The organism is Kineococcus rubinsiae (assembly GCF_011839805.1).
GTDB classification, from domain to species: domain Bacteria; phylum Actinomycetota; class Actinomycetes; order Actinomycetales; family Kineococcaceae; genus Kineococcus; species Kineococcus rubinsiae.
The window spans coordinates 1-21,575 of record NZ_VWPY01000055.1; the positions used below are offsets into that span (position 1 = coordinate 1).

At 77.2% G+C, this 21,575-nt stretch carries 16 protein-coding genes and 1 pseudogene; 10 read left to right on the forward strand and 7 right to left on the reverse strand.

Annotated elements, in window-relative coordinates; genetic code table 11:
• The 4 genes and pseudogenes from F1544_RS19120 to mtrA all read right to left on the reverse strand — a co-directional run.
• A pseudogene (locus tag F1544_RS19120) lies at nt 1-255 on the reverse strand (ComF family protein); the annotation flags it as partial.
• 116 nt (nt 256-371) lie between these two features.
• Nucleotides 372-2,129 (reverse strand): LpqB family beta-propeller domain-containing protein, encoded by a 1,758-nt coding sequence (locus tag F1544_RS19125; RefSeq protein WP_167587732.1) that lies wholly within the window; start codon nt 2,127-2,129, stop codon nt 372-374.
• A complete protein-coding gene (gene mtrB / locus F1544_RS19130; protein WP_280114944.1) occupies nt 2,126-3,847 on the reverse strand; it encodes an MtrAB system histidine kinase MtrB in 1,722 nt (573 codons plus the stop codon). Before mtrB ends, F1544_RS19125 begins: the two co-directional genes overlap by 4 nt.
• Nucleotides 3,847-4,524, reverse strand: coding sequence for an MtrAB system response regulator MtrA (gene mtrA / locus F1544_RS19135; protein ID WP_167587733.1), 678 nt, complete (start codon nt 4,522-4,524; stop codon nt 3,847-3,849). The genes mtrB and mtrA overlap by 1 nt, the downstream gene beginning before the upstream one ends.
• A 129-nt stretch (nt 4,525-4,653) precedes the next feature.
• On the opposite strand from mtrA, the gene F1544_RS19140 reads away from it, so the two are divergent.
• The 7 genes from F1544_RS19140 (at nt 4,654) to F1544_RS19170 (ending at nt 14,023) form a co-directional block, all read left to right on the forward strand.
• Nucleotides 4,654-5,808, forward strand: coding sequence for a glycerophosphoryl diester phosphodiesterase membrane domain-containing protein (locus F1544_RS19140; protein ID WP_167587734.1), 1,155 nt, complete (start codon nt 4,654-4,656; stop codon nt 5,806-5,808).
• Nucleotides 5,805-6,467: a DUF4129 domain-containing protein gene (locus tag F1544_RS19145; protein WP_167587735.1), complete on the forward strand. Its 663-nt coding sequence runs from the start codon at nt 5,805-5,807 to the stop codon at nt 6,465-6,467. The genes F1544_RS19140 and F1544_RS19145 overlap by 4 nt, the downstream gene beginning before the upstream one ends.
• Nucleotides 6,464-7,669 (forward strand): DUF4350 domain-containing protein, encoded by a 1,206-nt coding sequence (locus F1544_RS19150; protein WP_167587736.1) that lies wholly within the window; start codon nt 6,464-6,466, stop codon nt 7,667-7,669. The genes F1544_RS19145 and F1544_RS19150 overlap by 4 nt, the downstream gene beginning before the upstream one ends.
• A 56-nt stretch (nt 7,670-7,725) precedes the next feature.
• On the forward strand, nt 7,726-8,787 hold the full coding sequence (locus F1544_RS19155; protein WP_308470191.1) for an AAA family ATPase: 1,062 nt from the start codon (nt 7,726-7,728) through the stop codon (nt 8,785-8,787).
• A gap of 25 nt (nt 8,788-8,812) precedes the next feature.
• On the forward strand, nt 8,813-10,150 hold the full coding sequence (locus F1544_RS19160; protein ID WP_167587737.1) for a DUF58 domain-containing protein: 1,338 nt from the start codon (nt 8,813-8,815) through the stop codon (nt 10,148-10,150).
• A 67-nt stretch (nt 10,151-10,217) separates the two neighbouring features.
• Entirely contained in the window at nt 10,218-11,945 is a 1,728-nt protein-coding gene (locus F1544_RS19165) for an ABC transporter ATP-binding protein (RefSeq protein ID WP_167587738.1), read from the forward strand.
• Complete coding sequence (locus tag F1544_RS19170) at nt 11,942-14,023, forward strand: ABC transporter ATP-binding protein (protein ID WP_308470192.1); 2,082 nt, start codon at nt 11,942-11,944, stop codon at nt 14,021-14,023. The genes F1544_RS19165 and F1544_RS19170 overlap by 4 nt, the downstream gene beginning before the upstream one ends.
• Nucleotides 14,024-14,032: 9 nt before the next feature.
• On the opposite strand, the gene F1544_RS26545 is transcribed toward F1544_RS19170, so the two are convergent.
• The 3 genes from F1544_RS26545 to F1544_RS19185 all read right to left on the reverse strand — a co-directional run bounded on the left by F1544_RS26545 (nt 14,033) and on the right by F1544_RS19185 (nt 18,374).
• Nucleotides 14,033-15,226, reverse strand: a complete 1,194-nt coding sequence (locus F1544_RS26545) for a GGDEF domain-containing protein (RefSeq protein WP_167587739.1) — start codon at nt 15,224-15,226, stop codon at nt 14,033-14,035.
• Nucleotides 15,227-15,403: 177 nt separating this feature from the next.
• Nucleotides 15,404-16,402, reverse strand: a complete 999-nt coding sequence (locus F1544_RS19180) for a stage II sporulation protein M (protein ID WP_167587740.1) — start codon at nt 16,400-16,402, stop codon at nt 15,404-15,406.
• Between the two features lie 4 nt (nt 16,403-16,406).
• Nucleotides 16,407-18,374 (reverse strand): S9 family peptidase, encoded by a 1,968-nt coding sequence (locus F1544_RS19185; protein WP_167587741.1) that lies wholly within the window; start codon nt 18,372-18,374, stop codon nt 16,407-16,409.
• Nucleotides 18,375-18,463: 89 nt separating this feature from the next.
• Here F1544_RS19185 and F1544_RS19190 point away from each other — a divergent pair, with 89 nt between their 5' ends.
• The 3 genes from F1544_RS19190 to F1544_RS26550 all read left to right on the forward strand — a co-directional run bounded on the left by F1544_RS19190 (nt 18,464) and on the right by F1544_RS26550 (nt 21,568).
• Complete coding sequence (locus F1544_RS19190) at nt 18,464-19,369, forward strand: RDD family protein (protein WP_208972205.1); 906 nt, start codon at nt 18,464-18,466, stop codon at nt 19,367-19,369.
• A 20-nt stretch (nt 19,370-19,389) separates the two neighbouring features.
• Entirely contained in the window at nt 19,390-19,770 is a 381-nt protein-coding gene (locus tag F1544_RS19195) for an ATP-binding protein (RefSeq protein WP_308470193.1), read from the forward strand.
• A 148-nt stretch (nt 19,771-19,918) separates the two neighbouring features.
• Nucleotides 19,919-21,568, forward strand: a complete 1,650-nt coding sequence (locus tag F1544_RS26550) for a GGDEF domain-containing protein (RefSeq protein WP_167587742.1) — start codon at nt 19,919-19,921, stop codon at nt 21,566-21,568.
• Nucleotides 21,569-21,575 lie beyond the last annotated feature (7 nt).

A 21,575-nucleotide genomic window follows, 5' to 3' on the forward strand; every position in this document is an offset into this window, starting at 1 on the left:
GGGCCGCACCTCGGCGCGGCGGTGCTCCTTGACCGCCAGCAGCAGCGACCGCGCCGGGCCCTCGTGCGGGGCCGCCGCGAGCACGGGCGTGCCGTCGCCGAGGCTCGCGACGGCGCCCGAGCCGGCCAGCGCGGCCGCGCACCCGCGGCACCAGCTCGTCGCCGGCCGCGCGCAGCCCGCGCAGCTGGACGGCCAGAGGAGGTCGGCGGCCCCGGCGAGGGCGGTGCGGGCGCTGCGGGGTGCGGAGGGGGTCACCGGGCCACCGTCGCCCCCGGCCGCGGCGCCCGGGCCGCCGTCCACAGGCTCCCGCCGGCGGCGACCGGCAGCGGGACCTGTGGACCCGGCGGCGGGAGGTCAGCCCGGGTCGGCGGTCAGCCGGGGTAGGCGGGGTCGCGGCCGTCCGCGAAGACGACCCACTCGGCACCGCTGCGCGTCAGCAGCCGGCCGTCGCGGGTGCCGACGACGACGTCGCGCTCGCTCCAGCCCGCGGCCACCGAGACGCCGCCGGGGACCGCCGGCAGCGCGTCGACGGGCCCGGAGGTCTGCGTGACGAGGGGCACCGGGTCGTCGCCGGCCGCAGGACGGGCCAGGAGCACGAGGCGGTCGTCCTCGAGCCACGACGCGTCCAGCACGTCGGCCGTCCCGGGCACCAGCTCCGGGGAGCCGGCGGTCAGCCGCAGCGGGCGCGCGCCCGCCCCGCGGACCACGCCGTGCACGCGCACGTGCGTGCTGCCGTCCGGCGCCTCGACGACCAGCACCACCCGGGCGCCGTCGCGGGAGACCCGCAGCAGGCGCACCGTGCCGCCCACCCCGTCGGCGGGCAGGTCGACCGCCTGCGCGGGGGCCGCCGGGTCGCCCGACGGCACGATCCGCGGGACGGCGCCGGACGCCGCGGCGACGGTCCACACCCACCCGTCGCGGTCGACCGAGGGCGGCGACAGCGGGACGTCGGAGCGCAGGGCCGTCTCCAGCTCGCCGCCCGCGGCCTGCACGCGCAGGGTCCGGTCGTCGCGGTCGAGGACGGCGAAGGGCCCGCCCGCCGGGCCCACCGCGGGGTGCGCCGCGTCGTCGCCGCTGGCCAGACCCGGCCCGGTGCCGGGCACGGCGCCCACGGCCGTGCGGTCCCAGCGCGAGAGCCCCGCAGGCCCGAGCAGGACGAGGCGCGGGTCGGTCGTGGCCAGGGTGCGCGGCACGTCGCCGACGTCGCCGTCGCCCGCGCGGGTCAGCTCGGCACCGTCCACCGTCACCCGCACCCGGGCCACGCCGGGCAGGCGCGTGAGGCTCGCGCGCAGCTGCGACAGCAGCAGGCTGCGCTGCTCGGGGCTGCCCTGCAGGACCGCGTCGGTGAGGTCCACGGCCGCCGTGCCGTCGGCCACGGGCACGGTCCCCACGCGCAGCCGGGTGCCGGCCGGGGCGCCCGAGCGCACGGCCGGGGCGAGCCAGCTCGAGGCCCCGGCCAGCAGCTCCGTGACGATCCGCGTCGCCGTGGACGAGCCGTAGGTGAACCACCGCACGTCCGCGACGAGCTGGCGGGCGTCCGCGGTCGCGAAGTACACCGGGAAGGCGCGCAGGGTGCGGGAGGCGTCGAGCTCGCTCACCGCGACGCCGTCGGGGAGCTCGTCGACGCGCCACTGCCCGCCCTCGCGGCGCAGCGTGAGCGTCTGCAGCAGCCGGGTGCCCGGGGTGCGCTGGAGGTAGTGCCCGGTCGCGTCGATCTCCGCGACGACGGCCGCGGACACCGCCACCTGCACCGAGGCGCCGTCGGGCGTGGCCGGTGACGGGGCCGGCGTGCCCGTCGGGGCGGGCGCCGCGTCGACCACGGGGATGGTGTCGACCAGCGTGGTCGAGTCCTCCGGGCGCCAGCGCCGGGCGGCGGCCGCGGTGAGGAAGGTGCGGGCGACGGCGGCGTCCTCGCTCGCGGAGCTGGCCGCGAGCAGGAAGCCGCGCACCACGTCCTCGGCCGAGGCGCCCTCGCGGGGGCCCTCCGGGATCACCTCCAGCAGGCCGATCCGCGGGTCGTCGAGGGTCCGGGAGCCGCTGGTCACGGGACCGGACGTCGGCAGCCCGCCGCACCCGGCCAGCAGGACCAGCGCGGCGGCGGCCGCGACCCCCGCGGCCCGCCCCCTCACGGGAGGTCCTGCGGGGCCGGGGACCGGGGCGGTCCGCCCGTGAGCGCCGCCACGGCCGGGCGCCAGCTCAGCGGGACGACGGGCAGCGGCGAGCTGCGCAGCACGCCGCCGGCCGTGCGCGGGATGGTCAGGACGAAGTGGCAGCCCTCGCCGGGACGGCCCCACACCTGCAGCCAGCCGCCGTGCAGCCGGGTGTCCTCCAGCGAGATGGCGAGGCCGAGGCCGCTGCCGCCCGTGGTCCGGGCGCGCGCGGGGTCGGCGCGCCAGAAGCGGTCGAAGACCCGGGGCAGCTGCGACGGGCTCAGGCCCACGCCGTGGTCGCGCACCCCGACGGCCACGGCCCGCTCGTCGCACACGACGGTCACCTCGATGGGGCGCGCCTCGCCGTGCTCGACGGCGTTGCCGAGCAGGTTGCGCAGCACCCGCTCGATGCGCCGCGAGTCCACCTCGGCCGTGCACGGCCCGCCCGGCGCGGACACCCGCACCTGGCTGCCGCGACGCTCCGCGAGCGCCGAGGTGTGCTCCACGACGCGGTGGACGATGGCCCGCACGTCCTGCGGGTCGGCCTCCAGGGCCGCGGCCCCGGCGTCGAAGCGGGAGATCTCCAGCAGGTCCTGCAGCAGGGAGTCGAAGCGCTCCAGCTGGGTCAGCAGCAGCTCGGAGCTGCGCGCCACGGCGGGGTCGAAGTCGGCGCGCGCGTCGTGCAGCACCTCCCCGGCCATGCGGATGGTCGTCAGCGGGGTGCGCAGCTCGTGGCTGACGTCGGAGACGAAGCGCCGCTGGAGGCGGGAGAGCTCCTCGAGCTGCTCGATGTGCTGCTGCATGCCCGCGGCCATCTCGTTGAAGGCGCGGGCCAGGCGGGCCAGGTCGTCGCTGCCCCGGACCCGCATGCGCTCGTGCAGGCGGCCGCTGGTGAGGCGCTCGGCGGTGCCCGCCGCCTCGCGGACGGGCTGCACGACCGTGCGCGCGACGACGTAGGCCACGGCCCCGACGAGCAGGACCAGGGCGATGCCGCCCCCGGTGAAGGTGGTGCGCACCAGGCGCAGCGTCTGCTCCTCGCTGGCCAGGGAGTAGACGAAGTAGAGCTCGTACTGCCCGGCCCGCGGCAGCGTCACGAGCGAGCCCACGAGCAGCGCCGGGCTGCCCGTGCTCGCGCGCAGGTCCACGAGCTGCATCTGCTGGACGTCGGTGGCCTGGACCGCGCGGCGCAGCCCGGGCGGCACGTCGGAGGCCGCGAGCCCCTCCGAGGCGATGTCGCGCACGACCACGGTGGCCTCGCCCTCGCCGCCGGCCGACGCGCTCGGGGAGGCGCTCGGGCCGGGGACGCCGCCGGCGGCGGGCTGGGCGCGCAGGAGCACGACGCCGCGGACCCGGTCGGGGCCGGCGCCCTCCAGCGAGGACACGACGTCGCCCGCCAGCTGGTCGAGCTCGGCGGTGGTCGTGGTCGTGGACGCGTCGAACTGCGCCTGGGCGGTGCTCGCGCCGCGCGCCGCGTCGGACATCGCCGCCCGCTCGCGCTCGGCCACGACGCCGTCGCCGATGCCGTCGAGCAGGTAGGTGCCGACGCCGACCACCACGAGCAGCCCGAGCGCCGTCGTCGCGACGACGACCCGCAGCTGCAGGGAGGCCCGCCAGCGCCCGGCGGCCCGCGCGAGGAGCCGCAGCGCGGCCGGGACCCAGGTGCGCGGGGCGGGCAGGACCCGGCGGGCCGGGCGCATCACAGCGGGCCTGCGCGGTACCCCACTCCGCGGACCGTGACCACGATCTCGGGGTGCTCGGGATCGACCTCGATCTTGGAGCGCAGCCGCTGCACGTGGACGTTGACCAGGCGGGTGTCGGCCGCGTGCCGGTACCCCCACACCTGCTCCAGCAGCAGCTCGCGCGTGAAGGCCTGCCACGGCTTGCGGGCCAGCGTGACCAGCAGCTCGAACTCCAGGGGCGTCAGCGGCAGCGAGCGGCCGTCGCGGCGCACGGAGTGCCCGGACACGTCGATGACGAGGTCGCCGATGCGCAGCGTCTCCGGCGGGCGGTCCGAGGCCGAGCGCAGCCGCGCCCGCACGCGCGCCACGAGCTCCTTGGGCTTGAACGGCTTCACGACGTAGTCGTCGGCGCCGGCCTCCAGGCCCAGCACGACGTCGACGGTGTCGCTCTTGGCGGTGAGCATCACGATCGGCACGCCCGACTCGGCGCGGATGAGGCGGCAGACCTCCATGCCGTCCTTGCCGGGCAGCATCAGGTCGAGCAGGACCACGTCGGGCCGGCTGCTCCGGAAGGCCTCCAGGGCCTCGTCGCCGTGGGCGCAGAACCGCGTCTCCAGACCTTCGCCCTGGAGCACGATGCCGAGCATCTCGGCGAGCGCGGTGTCGTCGTCCACCACGAGGACGCGTCCCCTCATGACCACATGATGCCGTCTCGTGACCTCGGCGCGGGCCGGGGCGCGCCCATCGGCCCGCTGGCACGCCTCTGGCACGATGGACGGGACGGCGATCACGCGCAGGAGCCAGGCCGCCACGAGGAGGTACCGATGAGCCAGTGGGCAGCACCCGACGACGGGAACGGTGCCCCCGCGGGGACCCCGGGCGGCTGGGGTCCCACCCCGCCGACGGAGCCAGCGCCCGCCCAGACCCCCTCTGCCGGTGGCGGTCCCGCCGCGGGCGGCTGGGGCGAGCCGAGCTGGAACGAGCGCACGGGCGGCTGGGACCGGCCCGCCGCCGGGCAGCCCGGCATCATCCCGCTGCGCCCGATCGGCCTCGGCGAGATCTGGGACGGCGCCTTCCGCGCGTTCCGGCAGAACCCGAAGGTCATGGTCGGCCTGTCGGCCATCGTCGTGGTCGCCACGCAGCTGGTGTCCCTCGTCGCGACCGTCGTGCTGACGCGGGACCTCGTGGGCCTCGCGGAGCAACTGGGCGCCGGCGCGGCGGCGGACGTGTCGTTCTCCGAGGTCGCGGGCACCCTGCAGCGCAGCATCCCGCTCTACCTCGTGGTGACGCTGCTGCAGGCCGTGGCCGTGCTCGTCCTGAACGGCATGCTCATCGTGGCGGTCAGCCGCGCGGTCCTCGGCCGGACGGTGACGCTCGGGGAGCTCTGGCGCGAGACCCGCCGCCGGCTGCCGGCCCTGCTCGGCCTCTCGCTGCTGCTCAGCCTCGTCCCCGCCCTCGTCGGGCTCGTCGCCCTGGCCCCCGGGATCCTCGTGCTCGTCGGCGCCGACGGCGACGCCGCGATCGCCTCGGGCGTCGTGCTCACCCTGGCCGGCGCCCTGGTCTGGGCCGTGGTCGCCGTCTTCCTCTGGATCCGGTGGGCGCTCGCGACGCCCGCGCTGCTGCTGGAGCGGCTCACCGTCCGCCAGGCCGTGCGCCGCTCGTCGCGCCTGGTCAAGGGCAGCTTCTGGCGCACCCTGGGCATCCTGCTGCTGACGCTGGTCGTGGTCTACGCCGTCGTCGCGGCCGTCGGGGTGCCGTTCTCCCTCGTGGGTCAGGCCGTGGTGGTCGCCACGGGCAGCGCCGACGACCCGACCGGGGCCGTCGTCCTGCAGCAGGTCATCGCCAGCGTCGGCTCGATGATCGGCAGCGTCGTGGCCTACCCCTTCCTCGCCTCCGTCACGGCGCTGGTCTACGTGGACCTGCGGATGCGCCGCGAGGGGCTGGACGTCGAGCTGCACCGCGCCGCGGCCGGCGGGTGAGCGGCCTGCTGCGCCTGGGCGCCCCGCTCGTGCCCGACGCCGGCCAGGCGCGGGAGCTGCTCGCCCGCGAGCTCGCCGGCGGGGAGTACCGCGGGCAGGAGGAGCCGTGGCTGCAGCGCGTCTGGACGTGGGTGACCGAGCGCCTCGACCGCGTGCAGGTCCCCGGGCTCGGCACGAGCTGGACGGGGCCGCTGCTCGTCGTGCTGGTGCTCGTCGCGGTCGTCGTCGTGGTCCTCGCCGTCGCGGGACCGGTCCGCCGCGGGGCCCGGGCGCCGGAGGCCGACGCGGCCTTCGACGACCTCGTCCCCGCCGCCGAGCACCACCGCCGCGCCGACGCGGCCGCGGCCGCCGGGCAGTGGTCCGTCGCCGTGCAGGAGCGCTTCCGCGCCGTCGTGCGCTCGCTGGAGGAGCGGGCCCTGCTGGAGCGGCGCCCCGGCCGCACCGCGCACGAGGTCGCCGAGGAGGCGGCCGTCCCGCTGCCGGCGTGCGCCGCCGGCCTGCGCCGCGCCGCCCGGACCTTCGACGACGTCCGCTACGGCGGGCGCACCGCCTCCCCCGAGGTGGAGGCCGAGGTGCGCCGCCTCGCGGCCGAGGTCGCCGCGACCCGGCCCCGCGCCCTCGCCGACGCTCCCGACCTGGCGGGGCGGAGCACCTCGTGAGCACGGAGAGCCCGGTCCGCAGCCCCGTCTCCACCGGCGCGCGGCCCGTCCGGCGCGTGGGGCGGGCGCGGGCGGCCTGGCGGCGCTCGCGCGTCGTCGTCGTGCCCCTCGGGCTGCTCGTCCTGCTGGCGGTGGGGCTCGCGCTGGCCGCGCCGCGGACCACGCGCGACGCCCTCGCCCCGACCTCGGTCGCCCCCGCCGGCAGCCGCGCGCTCGCCCAGGTGCTGCAGGCCGAGGGGATCACCGTGCGCGAGGCGCGGACCTTCGCCACGGCGACCGCCGCGGTCGGCGGCGGCGCGTCCACGACGCTGCTCGTCACCGCGCCCGTGCTGCTGGACCCCGACCGGCTGCGCGAGGTCGGCCGCCTCGTCGCCGCGGGGACCGACCTCGTCCTCGTCGCCCCCGACGCCGTCGTGCTGGACTCCCTGCGCCTGCCGCTGCAGGTCGCGGGCGTCGACCCGGCCACCGAGCGGACCCCCGGCTGCGACGCCCCCGACGCCGTCGCCGCGGGCCGCACGCGGGCCGGCGGCAACCTCTACGCGCCGGGCGCGGGCGCGGGCGGCACCCCGACGGTCTGCTTCGGCGGCAGCTACGCGCGCGTCGAGGCGGCGGGCGGCGGGACCGTCACCGTGCTCGGCCAGCGCGACGTGCTGACCAACCAGCACGTCGACCAGGGCGGCGCGGCGGCCCTCGCGCTGCGCACGCTGGGCGCCCGCCCCACGCTCGTCTGGTACCTGCCCAGCCCCACCGACGTCGCCGACGGCGGGGCCGCGCCGCTGTCCTCGCTCGTCCCGCGCTGGGTGCTGCCCTCGGCCGTGCTGCTGCTGCTGGCGGGGCTCGCGCTCGCGCCGTGGCGGGGCCGGCGCCTCGGCCGCCTCGTGCCCGAGCCGCTGCCCGTCGTCGTGCGCTCGGTGGAGAGCGTCGAGGGCCGGGCCCGGCTCTACGCCAGGGCCGGGGCCCGCGAGCGGGCCGCTCGGGCGCTGCGCTCGGCGGCGCTCCGTCGCCTGCGCGTCCTGGTCCGCCTGGACGCCACGGCCCCCGCCCACGACGTCGCCGACGCCGTCGCGTGGGCCACCGGGCGGCCCGCGACCGAGCTGCGCGCCCTGCTGCTGCCCGCCGAACCGGCCGACGAGGCCGCCCTCGTCCGGCTCGCCGTGGAGCTCGACGCCCTCGAGGCGCAGCTGCGCGGCCGCCCGACCTGACCCGTCGCCCCCGACCCGACCCACCGCAGGCCGCACCCGAGGAAGGCACCACCACCGTGAGCGAGAGCACCGGCGAGAGCACGACCGAGGACCCGGGCGTCCAGCTCGGCAAGGCCCCCGACCCGGACGCGGTGGACGGCCCCGGCGAGGACGCCCGCCGCGACGAGATCGAGGCCGCCCGCGACGCGCTGCGCGCCGTGCGCCAGGAGGTCGCGAAGGCCGTCGTCGGCCAGGACGCCGCCGTCACGGGCCTCGTCATCGCCGTCCTCTGCCAGGGCCACGTCCTGCTGGAGGGCGTGCCCGGCGTCGCGAAGACGCTGCTCGTCCGCACCCTGGCCGCGGCCCTGCAGCTGGACACCAAGCGCGTGCAGTTCACGCCCGACCTCATGCCGGGCGACGTGACCGGCTCCCTGGTCTACGACGCGCAGACCGCCAACTTCAGCTTCCGCGAGGGGCCGGTGTTCACGAACCTCCTGCTGGCCGACGAGATCAACCGGACCCCGCCGAAGACGCAGGCGTCGCTGCTGGAGGCCATGGAGGAGAAGCAGGTCTCCGTCGACGGGCTCCCGCGCCGGCTGCCCGCGCCCTTCATCGTCGCGGCGACCCAGAACCCCGTCGAGTACGAGGGCACCTACCCGCTGCCCGAGGCGCAGCTGGACCGGTTCCTGCTCAAGCTGACGCTGCCGCTGCCGCCGCGCGAGGACGAGGTCGAGGTCCTGGCCCGCCACGCCGCCGGGTTCGACCCGCGCGACCTGGGCGCGGCGGGCGTGCGGGCCGTGGCCTCGCCCGCGCAGCTCGCCCTGGCGTCGGCGGCCGTGCGGCGCGTGCAGGTCTCCCGGGAGGTGCTGGGCTACGTCGTCGACGTGTGCCGGGCGACGCGCTCCTCGCCGTCGCTGGCCCTCGGCGTCTCCCCCCGCGGTGCGACGGCGCTGCTGTCGACCGCGCGCGCCTGGGCGTGGCTGTCGGGGCGCGACTACGTCTCCCCCGACGACGTCAAGGCGCTGGCCCGCCCGACGCTGCGCCACCGGGTGCAGCTGCGGCCCGAGGCCGAGCTCGACGGCGTGAGCGTGGACTCGGTCCTGGACTCGGTCCTCGGCGCGGTCCCCGTCCCGCGGTGAGGGGCACGACGGTGCGGGGGTCGACGTGAGCGTCTCGGGGCGCGTCCCGCTGCTGCTCGCGCTGGGGGTCGTCCTCGTGGCGCTGTGGCCGTCGCTGACCGCGGTGTGGACGTGGCTGCTCGTCGTGGCGGTGCTCGTGGGCCTCGACGTGGCCCTGGCCCCGTCCCCGCGCCGGCTCGTCGTGCGCCGCTCCGTGCTGCCCGCGGTGCGCCTCGGCGAGCCCGTCGAGAGCACCCTGCTGGTGGCCAACTCCTCCGGCCGCCGGGTCCGCGGCCTGCTGCGCGACGCGTGGCAGCCCTCGGCGGGCGCCCGCAGCGACCGCCACCGCCTCGACCTGCCCGCGGGCGAGCGGCGGCGCTTCACGACCGTGCTCGTGCCCACCCGGCGCGGGGACCGGTTGGCCGACCGGGTCACGGTCCGCAGCCTCGGGCCGCTCGGTCTCGCGGCGCGCCAGCGCTCCGCGCCGCTGCCGGGGCGGCTGCGCGTGCTCCCGCCGTTCACGTCGCGCAAGCACCTGCCGTCGCGGCTGTCGCGGCTGCGCGAGCTCGACGGGCGCAGCGCCGTCCTGCACCGCGGACAGGGCACCGAGTTCGACTCGCTGCGCGACTACGTCGACGGCGACGACGTCCGCTCGATCGACTGGCGCGCCACGGCGCGGCGCCAGTCCGTCGTCGTGCGCACGTGGCGGCCCGAGCGCGACCGCCGGGTGCTGCTCGTCGTCGACGCCTCCCGCACCTCGGCCGCGCGCATCGGCACGGGCCCCGCGGCCGGGCACGACCGCCTCGCCAGCACCGAGGGCACGGAGGTGCGCCTGGACGCGGCGATCGACGCGGCCCTGCTCACGGCCGTCCTGGCGAGCCGCGCGGGTGACCGCGTCGACCTCTTCGCCCACGACCGCCGGGTCCGCGCGCGCGTGCGCGGCTCCTCGCGCGGCGACCTGCTCCCGAGCCTGGTGAACGCGCTGGCCCCGCTGGAGCCCGCGCTCGTCGAGGCCGACTGGGACGTGGTGGCCACCGAGGTGCGCGCCCTCGCGCGGCAGCGGGCGCTCGTGGTGCTGCTGACGGCGCTGGACCCGGCAGCGCTGGAGTCGGGGCTGCTGACCGTCCTGGAGCAGCTCGCGGCCCGGCACACCGTGGTCGTCGCGGCCGTGGACGACCCGGCGCTGGAGAAGATGGCGCGGCAGCGCGGGACCTCGGAGGAGGTCTACGGGGCGGCGGCCGCGGAGGCCGCCGCCGCCGAGCGGGCCGCCACCGCCACCCTGCTGGAGCGGCTCGGCGTCCAGGTCGTGCACGCGGCGCCCGACGACCTCGCGCCCGCGCTGGCCGACACCTACCTCGCGCTGAAGGCCGCCGGCCGGCTCTGAGCCCCGCCCGGTGGCGAGGACGCGAACGCCCTGGAAGGCGGCGGGGCCGCGGTGCTAGACCTGCACCGTGCTCGTCCCGCTGCTGCGGCAGTACCTCAGCCCCCACCGCTCCCTGCTGATCGGCGTCGTCGTCCTGCAGCTGCTGCAGTCGACCGCCACCCTCTACCTGCCCCGGCTGAACGCCGACATCATCGACCGCGGCGTCGCGACCGGGGACACGGGCTACATCCTGCGCACGGGCGGCGTGATGCTCGTCATCACGCTGCTGCAGGTCGTCTGCGCCGTGGGCGCGGTCTACCTGGGCGCCCGCACGGCCATGGCCGTCGGGCGCGACCTGCGCGCCGGCGTCTTCGGCCACGTCATGGACCTCTCCCAGCGCGAGGTGGGGCGCTTCGGCGCCCCCTCGCTCATCACGCGCTGCACCAACGACGTGCAGCAGGTGCAGATGCTCGTGCTGATGGTCTGCACGCTGCTGATCTCCTCGCCGCTGCTCATCGTGGGCGGGGTCGTCATGGCGCTGCGCGAGGACGCCGGGCTGAGCTGGCTGCTGCTGGTCGCGGTGCCCGCCCTCGTCGTCGCCATCGCGGCGATCATGGTCCGGCTGGGCCCGCTGTTCCGGGTCCTGCAGGGCCGCGTCGACACCGTCAACCGGGTGCTGCGCGAGCAGCTGACCGGCATCCGCGTGGTCCGCAGCTTCGTGCGCGAGGGCGCCGAGACGCGCCGCTTCGCCGCGGCCAACGCCGACCTCACCGAGACCGCGATGCGGACGGGCCGGCTGTTCGCCCTCGTCTTCCCCGTCGTGACGCTGGTGCTGAACGTCGCCAGCGTCGCCGTCCTCTGGTTCGGCGCCGCGCGCGTGGAGAGCGGCGACCTGCAGGTCGGCTCGCTGATCGCCTTCCTCAGCTACCTCGTGCAGATCCTCGTGGCCGTGATGATGTCGACGTTCCTGGCGATCCTCGCGCCCCGCGCGGCCGTGTCCGCCGACCGCATCGGCGAGGTCCTCGGGACCGAGCCCTCCGTGGTGCTGCCCACCGCGCCCACGACGCCCGCGACCTCGCGCGGCGTCGTGGAGCTGCGCGACGTCACGTTCGCCTACCCCGGCGCCGAGCGGCCCGTGCTCTCGGGCATCACGTGCACCGCGGCGCCCGGTGAGCTCACCGCCGTCATCGGCAGCACCGGTGCGGGCAAGACCACGCTGGTGAACCTCCTCGGGCGCCTGTTCGACGCCACCGGCGGCGCGGTCGTCCTCGACGGCGTCGACGTGCGCGAGCTCGCCGACGCGGAGCTGCGCCGCCGCGTGGGCCTCGTGCCGCAGAAGGCGTACCTGTTCGCGGGCACCGTGGCGAGCAACCTGCGCTTCGGGCGGCCCGACGCGACCGACGAGGAGCTGTGGGAGGCGCTGCGCACCGCCCAGGCCGCGGACTTCGTGGCGGCCATGCCCGGGGGCCTCGACGCGCCCGTCGCACAGGGCGGCACCAACGTCTCGGGCGGGCAGCGGCAGCGGCTCGCGATCGCCCGCGTCCTCGTCCTGCGCCCCGAGGTGTACGTGTTCGACGACGCGTTCTCCGCGCTGGACACCGCGACCGACGCGAGGGTGCGGGCCGCGCTCGCTGCGACGGTCACCGACGCGACCCTGGTCGTCGTGGCGCAGCGGGTGTCGACGATCGTCGGCGCCGACCGGATCGTCGTGCTCGACGGCGGGGTGGTCGTCGGGCAGGGCCGCCACGACGAGCTGCTCGGCACGTGCCCGACGTACGCGGAGATCGTCGCCTCCCAGCTCGAGGCGGCGGCGTGAGCGGCCGGGCCCCCGCGCCCGCCGCCCCGGCGGGCGCGCCGGCGCAGCGGCCGGGCGGGTTCCGCGGCGGGCCGGGACGCGGCCCGATGGCCATGGCCGGGCCCGTGCAGAAGGCCGCGAGCTTCGGGCCCTCGTTCCGCCGGCTGATCGGGCGGCTGACCCCGCACCGCGGCCGGCTCGCCGTCATCACGGTCCTCGCCGTCGTCAGCGTGGCCTGCTCCGTGGTCGGGCCGCGGCTGCTCGGCGACGCGACCGACGTCGTGGTGGCCGCCGTCGGCCCGGCCGTCCTGGACCGCGGGGGGCTCGAGCGCTACCTGCTGGCCTCCGTCGCGGTCTACGTCGTGTCCTCGGTGCTGCTCTACGGCCAGGGGGTGCTGCTGAACCGCGTCGTGCAGCGCACCGTGCAGCGGCTGCGCTCCGACGTCGAGGACAAGGTGCACCGGCTGCCCCTGTCGCGGGTCGACTCCACGCAGCGCGGCGACCTGCTCAGCCGCGTCACCAACGACATCGACAACGTCTCGCAGAGCCTGCAGCAGACGCTGAGCCAGGCGCTGACGTCGGTCCTCACGGTCGTCGGCGTCGTGGCGTTCATGTTCTCGATCTCGTGGGAGCTCGCGATCGTCGCGCTCCTCGCGATCCCCCTGACGCTGGCCGTCACGACCGTCGTCGCGAAGCGCTCGCAGCCGCTGTTCACGGCGCAGTGGCGGGAGACGGGCATCCTCAACGGCCAGATCGAGGAGGCCTTCACGGGCCACGACGTCGTCACGGCGTTCGGCCGCCGCGAGGAGGTCCGGGCCCGGTTCGCGAGCAAGAACGAGGAGCTGTTCACCGCGAGCGCCGGGGCGCAGTTCCTGTCGGGCACGATCATGCCCGCGACCACGTTCGTCGGGAACCTCGTCTACGTCGGCATCGCCGTCCTCGGCGGGACGATGGTGACGAACGGCTCGCTCAGCATCGGCGGGGTGCAGGCGTTCATCCAGTACTCGCGGCAGTTCACCCAGCCGCTGAGCCAGCTCGGGTCGATGGCGAACCTGCTGCAGTCCGGGGTGGCCTCGGCCGAGCGGGTGTTCGAGCTGCTCGACGAGGACGAGCTGTCGCCGGAACCCGCCGTGGAACCCGCGCGCCCCGACGGGGAGACGGGCCCGGGCGCCGGGCGCATCGAGTTCGAGCACGTGTCCTTCCGCTACTCCCCCGACCGCCCGCTCATCGACGACCTGTCCTTCGTCGCCGAACCCGGGCAGACGGTCGCGGTGGTCGGGCCGACGGGCGCGGGCAAGACGACCCTGGTCAACCTGCTGCTGCGCTTCTACGAGGTGGGGGGCGGCCGGATCCTGCTCGACGGCGTCGACACCGCGACGATGTCGCGCGGCGACCTGCGCTCGCGGGCCGCGATCGTCCTGCAGGACACGTGGCTGTTCTCCGGGACGATCCGGGAGAACATCGCCTACGGCCGCCCCGGGGCCACGGACGAGGAGATCGTCGCGGCCGCCCGCGCCGCCTCCGTCGACCGGTTCGTGCGCTCGCTGCCCGAGGGCTACGACACCCACGTCGACGAGGACGCCACCCGCGTCAGCGCCGGGGAGAAGCAGCTCATCACCATCGCCCGCGCGTTCCTCGCGCGCCCGGGGGTCCTGGTGCTGGACGAGGCCACCAGCTCCGTCGACACCCGCACCGAGCGGCTGGTGCAGCAGGCCATGACCGAGCTGCGGCGCGACCGCACGAGCCTGGTCATCGCCCACCGGCTCTCGACCATCCGCGACGCGGACCTGATCCTCGTGATGCGCGACGGCCGCGTCGTCGAGCAGGGCCGCCACGAGGACCTGCTGGCCGCGCAGGGCGCGTACGCGGCGCTGTACCACGCGCAGTTCGCGGGGCCCGCGGTCGAGGGCGACGCGGTCGAGGGCGACGCGGTCGGAGTTGACGCGGTCGGGAGCGGCGACGGCACCGGAGCGGACGCCGGCACGACCGCCGAGGTCACCGCCGGGCCGGCGGTCCTGGACCCGGCCGCGGCGAGCGTCACCGACGTGGGCAGCGCGCCGGGCGCGGCCCGCGGGGACGCCCCGGCCGGGGGTTCCTGAGGGGCGTCCTCAGACCCGCGGGGACCCGCTGTCCTCCACGATCGCGCCGAGCAGCACCGTGCGGCCGGGGTCGGGGTCCGCGTCGGTGCAGCGCCAGCCGTCGCGCCCGGCCCGCTTGGCGTGGAAGAGCTCGGCGTCGGCGAGGGCGAGCAGCACCTCGGGGGACCCGCTGACGCGGCCCGTGCCGGCGGCCCCGGCGCTGAGCGTCAGGTGCCGCGGCTGCCCGGGGTCGCCCCCGGCCGGCCGGAGCAGCGCCGCCTCCCGCACCGCGAGGACCACCCGCTCGGCGACGCCGGCCGCCTCCGGGGTGTCGACGCCCGGCAGCAGGAGGACGAACTCCTCCCCGCCGTAGCGCGCGAGCAGCGGGTCGCAGCCCGCGAGCGTGGGAGCCAGGACACCCGCGAGCACCGTCAGCACCTCGTCGCCGTACGCGTGGCCGCCGAGGTCGTTGACCTCCTTGAACCGGTCCACGTCGAGCACGACGACCGAGTACGGCAGGCCCCGCTCCGCGCACTGCGCCCACGTGCGGTGCAGGTGCTCCAGCGCCGCGCGGCGGTTCGCGAGGCCGGTGAGCGGGTCGCGCGTGGCGGCCAGGGCCATCAGCTCGCGCGAGGCGAAGAGGTCGCGGTGCGCGGCGCGGGAGCGCCGCCCGCCCAGCGCGCAGAGCGCGTTGACCATCAGCACGCTCGCGGCCGCGGACACCGTGGCCTGCGTGAGCCCGACGTCGGGGCGCGAGAGCCAGGCCGCGGTGGTGGCGAGCGTGCAGCCCGTGCCCAGCCCGACGGCCCACCACAGGGGCAGCCCGACGACGAGGTGCAGGGCGCAGGCCACCAGCGTCAGCAGCACCGCGCCCTGCACCGCGTAGCCGTCGGCGAGGGCGAGCACGGCGGCGACCACGCCGGTGAAGGCGCAGGCCGTGACGGCGGTGAGGGCGATGAGCGGGCCGAGCCGCTCGATGCGGCGCAGGAGGACCAGCCCCACCACGCCGAGGACGAGGAGGCCCGCGTCGTCGGCCGCGTGGGCCGCGGCGAGCGCCGCGTCGCGGTCGCGCAGCACGGTCGTGGTGATGAGCAGGACGTGCCAGCCGACGATGAAGAAGCACAGCGCCTGCAGGTCCCGGCGCAGCGCCGGCACCCCGGCGCGGCGGAAGCGGGTCTCCAGCGCGGGGTCGAGGAAGCGGTGGCTGATGCGGTGCCGTCGCACGTCGAGCTCGGGTCCTCGAGTGGCCGCTGCTCGAGTCACGGGTCGGCCGGCTCCTCGTCCCCCGCACCCGGCCCGACGCCCGGTGCTGTCCTGCTCAAGCAACCACACCGGGTCGCCCGCGCGCAGCCGTCCGGCACAACTCGTTCGCCCCGGCCACCTCCCCCGGCGGCCCGCGGATCAGCCGCGGACGGGGGCGACGTCGCCGGCGAAGCGGTCCTCGACGTCGCCCGTCTCCCCCGCCCGGGCGGCGGGGCGGCCGAGGAGCAGGACGTAGGCCGCGAAGGCGAGCTCCGCGAGGACGCCGATGCCGATGCGCGCCCACGTGGGCAGCGGCGACGGCGTGACGAAGCCCTCGATCACCCCGGAGACGAAGAGGACGACGACCAGACCGAGCGCGACGCCGACCATGGCCCGGCCCTCGACCGCGAGGGAGTCCGCCCGCCGGCGCGCGCCTGGCGCCACCCACGCCCAGAACAGGCGCATCCCCGCGCCGGCCGCGACGAACACGGCCGTCAGCTCCAGCAGGCCGTGCGGGGCGATGAGGCCGAAGAACACCTCGCCGCGGCCGTTGGCGATGAGCAGCCCGCCCTGCAGCCCGACGTTCAGCGCGTTCTGCGTCAGGGCCACCGGGACGAAGACGCCGGTGACGCCGAGGGCGACGCAGGTCGCGGCGACCCAGGCGTTGTTCGTCCAGACCCGGCCGGCGAAGGAGGCGTGGGAGTACTGCGAGTAGTAGCCGGAGAAGTCCTCCTCGACGAGGCGGCGGATGTCGGCGGAGGAGCCGAAGACGCTGGCCTGGGCCGCGGGGTCGCCCGCCACCCACACCCCGGCCGCGACGGCGAGGACGGCCGTGAACGCGGCGGCCCCGAACGTCCACCAGCGGATGCGCCACAGCGCCGCGGGGAACCCCCGCACGGCGAAGTGGGTGAACTGCTTCCACGCCGGGTACTGGCTGCCGGTCAGGCGGGCGCGGGCCCGGGCGAGCAGCGTGGACAGCTCGTCGACGAGGACCGGCTCGGACTGCGAGGAGCGCAGGAACGACAGGTGCGTCGCCGTGCGCTGGTAGAGCACGACCAGCTCGTCGGCCTGCTCACCGCTGAGGGAGCGGGTGCGGACGAGGGTCCGCAGGCGCGCCCACTCCTCGGCGTGCACGGCGCGGTAGGCGTCGACGTCCACCGGCTCAGCCCTCCTCCGCGTCGGGGCGAACGAGCTCCAGCCGCGGGACGCCGGGCGGGTCGAAGCCCCACACCTGCCCGTAGAAGGACAGCTCGGCCTCCAGCGAGGTCGCGACGTTCTCCGCCTTGCGGAACCCGTGCTGCTCGCCGGGGAAGACGACCAGGGCGTGCGGCAACCCCTTGCGCTGCAGCGCCTCGGCGAACTGCTCGGCCTGCGCGCGGGGGACGACGAGGTCGTCGGCGCCCTGCAGGAGCAGGACGGGGCAGGACAGGCCGTCGACGTGGTTCAGGGGGGCCCGCGCGGCGTAGACGTCCGCGGCCGCCGGCAGCGGGCCGACGAGGGAGTCGAGGTAGCGGGACTCGAAGTCGTGGGTGTCCTCGGCGAGCGCCCGCAGGTCGGCCACGCCGTAGTAGGAGGTGCCCGCGGAGAACGCGTCGGTGCCCGTCAGGCACGCCAGGACCGTGAACCCGCCGGCGCTGCCGCCGCGGATGCCGATGCGGTCGGCCGGCGCCAGGCCCGCCTCGACGAGCCAGCGCGCGACGGCGACGCAGTCCTCGACGTCGACGATCCCCCAGGCCCCGTCGAGCGCCTCGCGGTAGGCCCGCCCGTAGCCCGTCGAGCCGCCGTACTGGACGTCGACGACGCCGATGCCGCGGGAGGTGAAGTAGGCGACCTCCGGGGAGAACGCGGCCTGCGACTGCGAGGTCGGGCCGCCGTGCACGAACAGGACGTGCGGGGCGGGCTCGTCCTGCCCTCCGTCCGGGTCGACGAGGGCGTTGGTCGGCGGGTAGCGGTGGGCGTGCACGACGCGGCCGCCGGCGCTCGGCACGGTGACGGCGTGCGGGACGGGCAGCACGGCCGCGTCGGGCACCTCGCCGCTGGGCTGCACGACCTGCACCGCCGACGTCTGCGCGTCGACCACGACGACGGTCGGCGGCATCGTGGCGGACGCCGAGACGGCCGCGATCTGGGAACCCGCCCCCGCGAGGACGGCGGCGTAGGCGGTGAAGGGCAGGTCGAGCGCCGTCAGCGCCCCCGTGCGCGGGTCGAGGACGTCGAGGGCGTACGTCGCGCTGCCGTGCAGGAGCGCGACGCGGCCGTCGTCCAGCGCGGCCCACGAGGTGGTGCCGAACACCCACGGCGGGAAGCCCTGCTCGGCGGCCTCGGGCAGCAGCGCCACGAGCTCCGCTCCCCCACCGGCCACCTCCCCGGCGGCCGTCTCCTCGACGCGGTGCAGGTTCCACCAGCCGCTGCGGTCGGAGACGACGAGCAGGGTGCCGTCGGCGGTCCACCCGGGGTGGACCAGGGACTCGCGGCTCTCCCCGCCCGCGACGACCCGCACCCCGCTGAGGCGGTGGTCGGCGCCCACGTCGGCGGTCCACAGCAGCGTGCGCTGCCACGGCATGTCGGGGTGCTCCCAGCTGATCCAGGTGAGGCGGCGGCCGTCGGGCGAGGTGCGGGGCGCCGCGAGGAAGCGCGGGCCGCGGAACAGCTCGGTGACGCCGCTGCCGTCGAGGGCGACCCGGACGAGGGCGCGGGCGGGCTCGGGGCCGCTGAGGTCCTCGGCGACCAGGACGACCGCGTCCTCGTCGAGGCGGTCGGGGTCGGCCAAGCGCGGCCGGGCGGCGACGTCGGGCGTCAGGGGCCGCGGCGCGGCGCCGGGGGCGTCGACGGCGTACCAGCGCTGGTCGCCGGCGTCGGCGAGCACGGCGCCGTCGCCCACCGGCAGCCACGACCCGCCGCCGTACTCGTGCACGCGCGTGCGGGCGTCCAGCGACGGGGCGAGCTCGGTGACGGTGCCGTCCTCGTCGCGGCGCAGCACGGCGACGCGGCCCCCGTCGGCGGGGTCGCCCTGGGCCCACCAGACGCGCCGCCCGCCGCGGTCGAGCGCGACCGCGCCCAGGTGCAGCCCCGTGCGGGCCACCTCCGCGGCGGACAGCGGGGACGGCCAGGCTCCGTGCGGCGCGGTCATCGACGCATCGTGCCAGCCGGCGCCCCGGCCCGCCCCGCACCCCGCCCCGTCCAGCCCGCCGACACCGCGGCGGCGGCTACCGTGGCGGCGTGGCCGAGCGACGACTGGGAACCCCCGCGGGGCGCGGTCCCGGTCCGGCCGCGGCCGGCGAGGTGCCGACGGGCGACGTCGTGACCGGCGAGGCCGTCGTCCTCGACCTGCGCGCCGCGTCCTTCGCCTCCCGGCTGCTCGCCGGGCTCCTCGACGCCGCCGCCACCGCCGTCGTCGGGGTGCTGCTGCTCCTCGGCGGGTCCGCGCTGCTGTCCGCCGCCGACGAGGCGGCCGTCGGCGCGATCGCGCTGACCCTGACCGTCTTCTGCCTCGTGGGCATCCCCGTCCTCGTCGAGACGCTGTCCCGCGGGCGCTCGCTGGGCAAGATCGTCACCGGGCTGCGGGTCGTGCGCGACGACGGCGGCCCCGTCCGGTTCCGGCACTGCGTCGTGCGCGGGCTGCTCGGCTTCTTCGAGCTGTGGGCCACCGCGGGGAGCCCCGCCATCCTCTGCGCTCTCGTCACGAAGCGCGGCAAGCGGTTCGGCGACCTCCTCGCCGGCACCTACGTGGTGCGCGAGCGCACGGGGGCCCGCCACGTGCCGCTGCCCCCGATGCCGGCCGAGCTCGCCGGCTGGGCCCGCACCGCCGACATCGGCCGGCTGCCCGACGGCACCGCCCTCGCGGCCCGGCAGTTCCTGGGCCGCGCGCCCGGGCTGCACCCGGCCTCGCGCGAGCAGCTGGGCGCCTCCCTCGCCGGCTCCCTGCTGCCGCTGGTGTCCCCACCGCCGCCCGCCGGGACGTCCGCCGAGCGCTTCCTCGCCGCGGTCCTCGTCGAGCGGCGCGACCGCGAGCTCGTCACGCTGCGGCGCCAGCAGGCGCGCGTGCGCGAGCTCTCGCACTCCCTCGGCCGCGACCGGCACGACGACCACCAGCGCGGCGCCGGGGCCGGGCGGGTGGCACAGTGATCGGGTGCCCGGAGATCCTCGTGTGTGACGTCACCCCCGCGGCGGAGCTCAACGTCCCGCTGGACACGACCGCGCCGTCCATCGCGCGCGCCTTCCTGCGCCGGACCTACTGCGACGCCCACCACGCCCGCGTGCTCGACGAGGCGGAGCTGCTCGTGTCCGAGCTGATCACCAACGGGGTGAAGCACGGCGCCCCTCCGATCACGCTGCGGGTGACCTGCGACGGGACGTCCGGGCTGCGGGTCGCTGTGCGCGACGGCAGCCCGCGCGCGCCCCAGGCGCGCGACGCGGGCCCCGAGGACGACTCCGGCCGCGGCATCGCGCTGGTCGACATGCTGAGCACGTCCTGGGGCGTCGAGACGTCCGACCTCGGCAAGACGACCTGGTTCACCCTCACCTGAGGTGCCGGCGCCCGGCGTGGGGCGCACGGGGCCGGTGGGAACGGACGGGACCGGTGAGGACGGACGGGCGCGCGGGTCCAGTCGCGCTGCGGGGGCGCCGATGCCCCAGGGTGGCGCGCGGTGCGCCGGGACGGTCGGGAGGTGCGTGGTGACGGCTGGCACGGACCTCGTCCCCCTGAGCGAGTTCGGCCCCTACGACGTGCTCTCCGACTGGGCCCTGGCGCTCTCCAACTCGGGTCAGTGGGAGCGGGCGCTGCTGCGCTGCCGCGAGGGCGAGCTGCTGTGCGCCGCCGCGGGCGACGTGCTCACCCTGCGCTTCCTGCAGTTCATCCGCGGGCTGAGCCACCTCGAGACCGGCGACACCGTCGCGGCCATCGCCGTCGGCGACCGGCTCCTGGGCGAGCTCCCGCCGGACCTGCCGGCCTGGCGCGCGAAGGTGCTCGCGCTCAACGCCGAGGCGCTGCTCACGCAGGGGCTGCCGACCGCGGCCATGGACGCCCTCTCCGAGGCGCTCGCCCTCGCGCAGGACCCGGCCGCGAGCTACAACCACCTCTCGGCGGCGTTCTCCACCGCCACGGCGCTGCGCTCGATGCTGCTGTTCGAGCAGTGCCACTCGCTGCTCACCCGCGTCGCGCAGGCCCCGCACGCCGCCGGGGTGCGCACGAACGTGCGCCGCGCGCTCGCCATCACCAGCGCGCTCTGGGGCTGCCTGCTCGACCTGACGGGCGACGCCGGCGGCGCGCGGCGGCGCTACGTCGAGGCCCTCGGCGAGACCGCCGCCATGTCGGCCAGCGCGCAGGAGACCGGCGCGGACGAGATGCGCTGGCGGGCACAGGCGCTGGAGGGCTTCGTGCTGCACCGCCTCGGGCAGGACGACCTCGGCTACGCCCGCATCCAGGAGGCGCTCGCCGGCTTCCCGCCGCGCGACGAGCTCGTCGAGGTGCGCGCCGCCCGCCTGGCCGAGGCCGTCGTGCTGGCCCGCCGCGGGCGGGGCGAGGAGGCCCGCGAGGTGCTGGCCTCCTTCCGCCACGTCACCGTCCACGAGAACCGCGAGCTGTGGGAGGCGCTGGGGACCGCGGCCCTCGCCGACGTGGACCTCGAGCCCGTGCGCGAGGAGGGGGCCCGCGCAGCCGCTCACGGGTGGCGGCGGATGTCCGAGCTCGCGATGGCCCGGCTCTGGCGGGACCGGGAGGGCCGCTTCGAGGCCCTGGCCGACCGGGCCCGCGTCCAGACCCTCGTGCAGGAGGCGGTTCGCCACTCCGCCGCCGTGCTCACCGACCCGCTGACCGGGCTCGGCAACCGGCGCATGCTGCAGGAGCGGCTGGACGCCGAGGCGGCCGCGACCCGCGCGGGCCGGCGCGTCGACGCCGCCGCCCTCCTGTTCGTGGACGTCGACGAGTTCAAGGCCGTCAACGACACGTGCTCCCACGGCACGGGCGACGTGGTCCTGCAGCGCCTGGGCCACCTGGTGCAGACGGCCTGCCGGCACGGCGACACCGCGATCCGCTACGGCGGTGACGAGTTCGTCGTCCTGCTCTCCGACGCCGCCGGCGCGACCGAGGCGGCCGACCGGCTCCTGGCCGCCGTGCGCGCCGAGGACTGGCGGGTCCTGGACTCCCGCCTGGACGTGCGGGTGTCCGTCGGCTGCGCGGTCCGCCCGACCGTCGCCGAGGCCCTGGCCTCCGCCGACGCGGCCCTGTTCGCCGCCAAGCGCGCCGGGCGCGACCGCGTCGTGCGGGCCGGCGACGTGCGGGCCGGCGACGTGCGCGACGCGGAGTCGACGACCGCGACGGTCTGAGGTCGCC

Bases quoted from the DNA above. Each gene is read 5' to 3' on its own strand.
- mtrB (WP_280114944.1), bottom strand. From the start codon at position 3,847: ATGCGCCCGGCCCGCCGGGTCCTGCCCGCCCCGCGCACCTGGGTCCCG.
- mtrA (WP_167587733.1), bottom strand. From the start codon at position 4,524: ATGAGGGGACGCGTCCTCGTGGTGGACGACGACACCGCGCTCGCCGAG.
- F1544_RS19140 (WP_167587734.1), top strand. From the start codon at position 4,654: ATGAGCCAGTGGGCAGCACCCGACGACGGGAACGGTGCCCCCGCGGGG.
- F1544_RS19185 (WP_167587741.1), bottom strand. From the start codon at position 18,374: ATGACCGCGCCGCACGGAGCCTGGCCGTCCCCGCTGTCCGCCGCGGAG.